5 protein-coding genes and 1 pseudogene (1 of these 6 cut by a window edge) are annotated in these 5635 nt (G+C 34.8%); 3 read left to right on the top strand and 3 right to left on the bottom strand.

The window, feature by feature from the left end; all coding sequences use genetic code 11:
- The 3 genes and pseudogenes from E7419_07835 to cysE form a co-directional block, all read right to left on the bottom strand.
- Positions 1-239 (bottom strand): annotated as a pseudogene (locus E7419_07835) (hypothetical protein); it reaches 1144 nt to the left of the window's first position.
- A complete protein-coding gene (cysS, locus tag E7419_07830) occupies positions 224-1627 on the bottom strand; it encodes a cysteine--tRNA ligase (GenBank protein MBE7015091.1) in 1404 nt (467 codons plus the stop codon). Before cysS ends, E7419_07835 begins: the two are co-directional and overlap by 16 nt.
- The gene (gene cysE / locus E7419_07825) at positions 1614-2273 is read right to left on the bottom strand and encodes a serine O-acetyltransferase (GenBank protein MBE7015090.1); all 660 of its coding nucleotides are present in this window, start codon (positions 2271-2273) and stop codon (positions 1614-1616) included. Before cysE ends, cysS begins: the two co-directional genes overlap by 14 nt.
- 434 nt (positions 2274-2707) lie before the next feature.
- On the opposite strand from cysE, the gene E7419_07820 reads away from it, so the two are divergent.
- From E7419_07820 to E7419_07810, 3 genes are read left to right on the top strand one after another with little or no spacing between them, the layout of a single operon-like run.
- Complete coding sequence (locus E7419_07820) at positions 2708-3745, top strand: hypothetical protein (GenBank protein MBE7015089.1); 1038 nt, start codon at positions 2708-2710, stop codon at positions 3743-3745.
- Positions 3746-3769: 24 nt separating this feature from the next.
- Positions 3770-4066 carry a Dabb family protein gene (locus E7419_07815; GenBank protein MBE7015088.1) on the top strand — a complete coding sequence of 99 codons (297 nt, stop codon included), beginning with the start codon at positions 3770-3772 and terminating at the stop codon, positions 4064-4066.
- A 20-nt stretch (positions 4067-4086) separates the two neighbouring features.
- A complete protein-coding gene (locus E7419_07810) occupies positions 4087-5610 on the top strand; it encodes an ATP-binding protein (GenBank protein MBE7015087.1) in 1524 nt (507 codons plus the stop codon).
- Positions 5611-5635: the final 25 nt, after the last annotated feature.

Genomic DNA, 5635 nt, shown 5'->3' with positions numbered 1-5635 from the left:
GTTATTTCCTCTTCGCTAAGACGGTCATATATTTTTTCTAAAAGTTCTGACTGCGCTTTTGCTTTTACATAGTTTGTTGCTTCTTTATGCAGTTTGTTAACTTGAGTGTTATGGTCTGATATAAGCATTGAACGTATATACAGTTCATATACTGCATCCCCGATATATGCAAGAACCAAAGGAGAGTATTCGTTGATATTTTTAAATTCAAAAAACTTATCCACTACGCTTTTCTCCATTTAACACCCTGACGGGTATCTTCCAGAATTATTCCCATATCGGTAAGTTTATCTCTTATTTCGTCAGCAAGTTTAAAGTCTTTGTTCTTTCTTGCTTCCTGCCTTTTTTCAATTAATGCTTCAACTTCTTTATCTAAATCGTCTTCCTTGCCTTTATACGAAATTCCAAGAACTGAAATAAGTTCTGTAGTTAAAGAAACAGTCTTTTTGCAAAGTTCTTTGGAGTATGTGCCTTCGTTATTAATTTTTGTGTTAACTTCTCTTACAAGAGAAAAAATGTGAGAAATTGCGTCTGCAGTGTTTAAATCATCGTCCATTGCTTCTTTGAATTTAGCCTTGTAAGTTTCAAATGATAAGTAAATTTCTCTTTCGGTTTCACTCATTTTTTCTTCGGTCTGATTAGATAAAATGTAGTTTACATTATCAATTGTATTTAAAATTCTCTCTAACCCTACTTTAGCCTGAGTAACCAAATCTTTTGAGAAGTTAATAGGGCTTCTGTAATGAGCAGAAAGCATAAAAAATCTTATAACAGGATAGTCAAATTCTTTAACTATATCTCTTACGGTAAAGAAATTGCCTTCCGATTTTGACATTTTCTTGTTATCAATATTTATAAAACCGTTGTGAAGCCAGTAATTAGCAAACGGTTTTCCCGATAACGCTTCGCTTTGTGCGATTTCATTCTCGTGGTGAGGGAAAATAAGGTCTTTTCCTCCGCTGTGAATATCAATAGTATCTCCTAAATATTTATTAACCATTGCTGAACATTCAATATGCCAGCCTGGTCTTCCTTGCCCCCATGGGCTTTCCCAGTACGGTTCGCCCTCTTTTTTATTTTTCCATAAAACAAAATCCATCGGGTCTTCTTTGTCGGTATTAACTTCAATTCTTGCGCCTGCTTCCAAGTCTTCTAACGGCTGATGGGACAGTTTTCCGTAACTTTCAAACTTTTTGGTTCTGAAATATACGTTCCCTACGACATTGTAAGCGTATCCCTTTTCTTCTAATTTTTTAACAGTGTCTATAATTGCATCAATGTTTTCAGTCGCTTTAGGGTGAATGGTTGCTTCTTTAATCCCAAGCCCTTTTGCATCAATAAAATATTCATTAATAAATTTTTCTGCAAGTTCTTTTACAGTAATACCTTCGGCGTTCGCATTTTTAATCATTTTATCATCAATATCAGTAAAATTCTGCACAAATGTAACTTTGTAGCCGGTGTATTCAAGATATCTTCTTAATGTATCAAAAATTATAAACGGTCTTGCGTTACCTATATGGAAATAGTTGTAAACAGTAGGTCCGCAGGAGTACATTTTAACCTCGCCCGGAACTATAGACTTAAATTCTTCTTTTTTATTTGTAAGTGAATTATAAACTTTCATTATTCTTCCCGTCCTTTTTTAGTTTTTCTATCTCTTTTTCCAAATCTCTGACTCTGTGCAGTACCTTACATAGTTCCTGGCTTATCGGGTCAGGAATATGAGTCTGGTCAAGTTCGTCTTTTACTCTTATATTATCAATTTTCACTATTCTTGCAGGTACACCTACACATGTGCAGTTAGGCGGAACTGAATTTAGTACAACTGCATTTGCCGCAATTTTCGAATTATCGCCGACAGTAAAAGGCCCTAAAACTTTTGCACCCGAGCCGATTAGCACATTGTTGCCGATTGTGGGATGACGTTTCCCGACATCTTTACCTGTACCTCCAAGGGTAACTCCCTGATAAATAGTACAGTTTTCGCCTATTTCGGCAGTTTCACCGATAACTACACCCATACCGTGATCGATAAAACAACCTTTTTTAATGGTCGCACCAGGATGGATTTCAATCCCTGTAAAAAATCTTACAATCTGCGAAATCATACGTGCTAAAAATTTAAGTTTTATTTTTAAAAGTTTATGAGCAATTCTGTGCCAGAAAAGTGCGCAAACAGATGGATATAAAAGAAAAATTTCAAAACTGCTTCTTGCCGCAGGGTCTCTTTCTTTAACTGCTTTTATATCTGCTCTTAAGTAATCAAACATAAAATACTCCTCTTTAGTTAATTTATTATTTTATTATACTATATATATACGTTTTTTGCAAACATTTTAAGTCGGTTTTGTTGATTTTTTAAAAAGGGGGGTGTATAATGATTTTAAGCAAAGCTTAAAATCAGCTAAATTTGCCTGACGGCGAACTAAATGTACTGAAGTACGCTAAATTACTTCGCAGCTAAATTGACCTTGCGGTCAGCTGATGGCGAATTTAATTTAGCTGTTTTTAAAAAACAATTTAGCTATGGAACAAGGTGGAATAATTTAGCTTTGCAACTTGTTGCAATATTTAGCTGAAAACTTCAAATCTAAATCGTTCCATCGATAGAGAAAATGTAGGGTTCGGCGTCCTCGACGAACCGCAATGTATATCGCTAAATCACTACCCAATCCGTTTTGTATTTATCAGGAGAAGATTAAATATGAAAAAAATATTATTTGCTATTATTTTAACTCTGTTTGTTATTACAGCCTGTAATTTTAATAAGCCTGAAATAATAACTTATTTTGATAAAGGATATCACGAGTTTTATTCTGAACCTGTTTTGGGGCAAGTGGGATATAGCGGACCTGTCCGCCATGCACTTTCGCATTATGAAAATAAAGATGTCAGATATTTTGTTAATTTAACTTTTTTTGATGATATTAATAACACTGCAAAGTCCCTTCCTGAGCAGGAAAAAATAACAGAATATCAAAGGTTATTAAAAGAAGGATATGATTTGTATAAAGGGCAGGACTGGACATATAGAAACCGCTTGGAAAAAAAGTATTATGATGTATATTTTCTTCTTTTGACAAAAGAGGAAATTGAAACATTTAAGGCAAACAAAAAATATGCTTATATATTTGATTTTGCTCGTGACGGTTTATTTTCCCCGATAGAATTTAAGGATTGTAAAAAAGTAGAACTCTCGGATTTAAATCTTACTTTACCTAAAAATATTATTGCGACAAAAATAGATGACTACTACAGAACAAAAGAAACTGATGATATACTTTTCTTAAATATAAAAGTAATGAAAAGGTTTGATAAGAATTATCTTATTCTTGCTGATATGAACACCACATTTGCGGAGTATTATTCAGACTTATTTATTGCAGATGAGAACTGCAATTTGATGTATAAAGTAAGGCTTGAAGGAACAATGGATTCCTGCTTTTTGGTTAATCAGGTTTATTACGATAATAAAACCATTTTATTCGGAGCCTTTAATGATATAAAATGGATTTTAGGCAAAGATGAAAATGAACCTGTGGAAATAGACAAAGTTTACGTAAAATTAAAATCAGGAGCCGAGTTAAAAGAAAAGATTGATTATAGGCAAGGTTGTATTTTAGTTCTTGACGAAGAAAGTCCGGTAGAAACTTTTGAAATTTATAATAGAAAAAATGAACTTCAGGCAGAGAGTGACAGTGTGAATAAGATAAATTTTGCAAATCTTACAAAAATAGATTAAAATAAAAATAAAAAGGAGAAACAAATGGTTAAGCATATTATTTTATGGAATTTAAAAGAAGAATTTAAAACGGACGAAGTTAAAGAGGGGATAAAAAAGGGACTGGAAGGGCTTTCAGGGATTGTACCGGGACTTTTAGAAATCAAGGTTATTATAGACCCTCTTGAAACATCAAATTCTGATGTTATGCTGTATTCGGTTTTTGAAGATTTTGAAAGTCTTAAAGGATATGCCGTTCATCCTGAGCATGTATATGTTGCTGATACTTTTGTCAGACCTTATACAAAATCAAGATGCTGTATGGATTTTGAAGAAAAATAAGTAATGGGAGGGCAAACAGTATGTTATCAAGAGTTCATACCTGTGCGCTTTTTGGTATCGAAAGTTTTATAATAGATGTTGAATCAGATGTGTCGGCAGGACTTGCCGCGTTTGATATAGTAGGGCTTGGCGATACGGCTGTCAAAGAGTCTAAAGAGAGAATAAAAGCATCTATAAAAAGTGTAGGGAGCAGACTTTATACCGAAAAAATTGTTGTTAATCTTGCTCCTGCATCAATTAAAAAAGAGGGTTCTCATTTTGATTTCCCTATTGCTGTTTCTATAATGGGTAAGGATTTTAGCTTTAATAAGGACATTCTTGAAAATTCCGTGTTCTTAGGCGAACTTGCCTTAAACGGAGAATTAAGACGGGTTGACGGAGTTCTTCCTATGGCAATTTCTGCTTACGAGAAAGGATATAAAAATATATTTTTGCCAAGAGATAACGCTAAAGAGGCTGCCATTGTAAAAGGGCTTAATGTATATCCTGTGGAGAGTCTGGAGCAGATGATTGATATTCTTATCGGTAACAGCAAAGTTTCAAAGTATGAAGATGACGGCAATGTTTTGAAAAAAGAGTTTGAAAATCTTGATTTTGCCGATGTTAAAGGTCAGGACGATATAAAAAGAGCATTACTTGTTGCTGCATCGGGAAATCATAATTTCCTGATGGTGGGAACACCGGGCTCAGGGAAAACTATGATTGCAGAAAGAATTCCTACCATTCTGCCGCCTTTGACGTTTGCTGAGTCTTTGGAAGTGTCTAAAATATACAGTGTGGCAGGACTTATTGAGAGTGAGCATCCTCTTATAACTACACGCCCTTTCAGGCAGGTTCATCATACTATATCAACCGTAGGTATAACAGGAGGAGGGCGTATTCCAAAACCTGGCGAGTTGACTCTGGCACACAGGGGAGTTTTATTTCTTGACGAACTTCCCGAATTTAAAAAAGATGCTCTTGAAACTTTAAGGCAACCGATAGAGGAAGGGAAAATTTCTGTAACACGTGTTTCAGGAACTGTTACATATCCTTGCAACGTAATGCTTATAGTATCGCTAAATCCTTGTCCTTGCGGTTATTATGGTTCGGGAGTTAAAGAGTGTACTTGTACCGAAAACCGTATAAAAAATTATATGAAGAAAATAAGCGGACCGTTACTTGACAGGATTGACATTCAGATTGAAGTGCCGAATGTTTTATATAAGGATATATCCGATGAAAAATCGAAAATAACCAGCGAAGTTATGGCAAAACGGGTATTGGCATGTCGTCAGATACAAAAAGAAAGGTACGAAAAGTACGGATTTTTAACCAATAAGGAAATTCCTGCGGGACTTATAGATGAGTTCTGCTATCTTTCCGAAAAGGAAAAAGCGCTTATGGAAATGGCTTATAATAGTCTGGGACTGTCCGCACGCGCTCATTCAAGGATATTAAAGGTAGCACGAACAATTGCCGATTTGGAAGAATCCAAAAATATTACATCAAGCCACTTGGCAGAAGCAATTCAGTATAGAAACTTAGATAAAAAATATTTTTAGGCACTTTAAAACCATATTGGGTTCG

It is taken from the genome of Oscillospiraceae bacterium, assembly GCA_015068525.1.
GTDB lineage: Bacteria > Bacillota > Clostridia > UMGS1840 > HGM11507 > SIG450.
The sequence above is the reverse complement of the archived record's forward strand: the minus strand, read 5'-3'. Positions and strand labels throughout refer to the sequence as shown.

Bases quoted from the DNA above. Each gene is read 5' to 3' on its own strand.
- cysS (MBE7015091.1), bottom strand. From the start codon at position 1,627: ATGAAAGTTTATAATTCACTTACAAATAAAAAAGAAGAATTTAAGTCT.
- cysE (MBE7015090.1), bottom strand. From the start codon at position 2,273: ATGTTTGATTACTTAAGAGCAGATATAAAAGCAGTTAAAGAAAGAGAC.
- E7419_07820 (MBE7015089.1), top strand. From the start codon at position 2,708: ATGAAAAAAATATTATTTGCTATTATTTTAACTCTGTTTGTTATTACA.
- E7419_07815 (MBE7015088.1), top strand. From the start codon at position 3,770: ATGGTTAAGCATATTATTTTATGGAATTTAAAAGAAGAATTTAAAACG.
- E7419_07810 (MBE7015087.1), top strand. From the start codon at position 4,087: ATGTTATCAAGAGTTCATACCTGTGCGCTTTTTGGTATCGAAAGTTTT.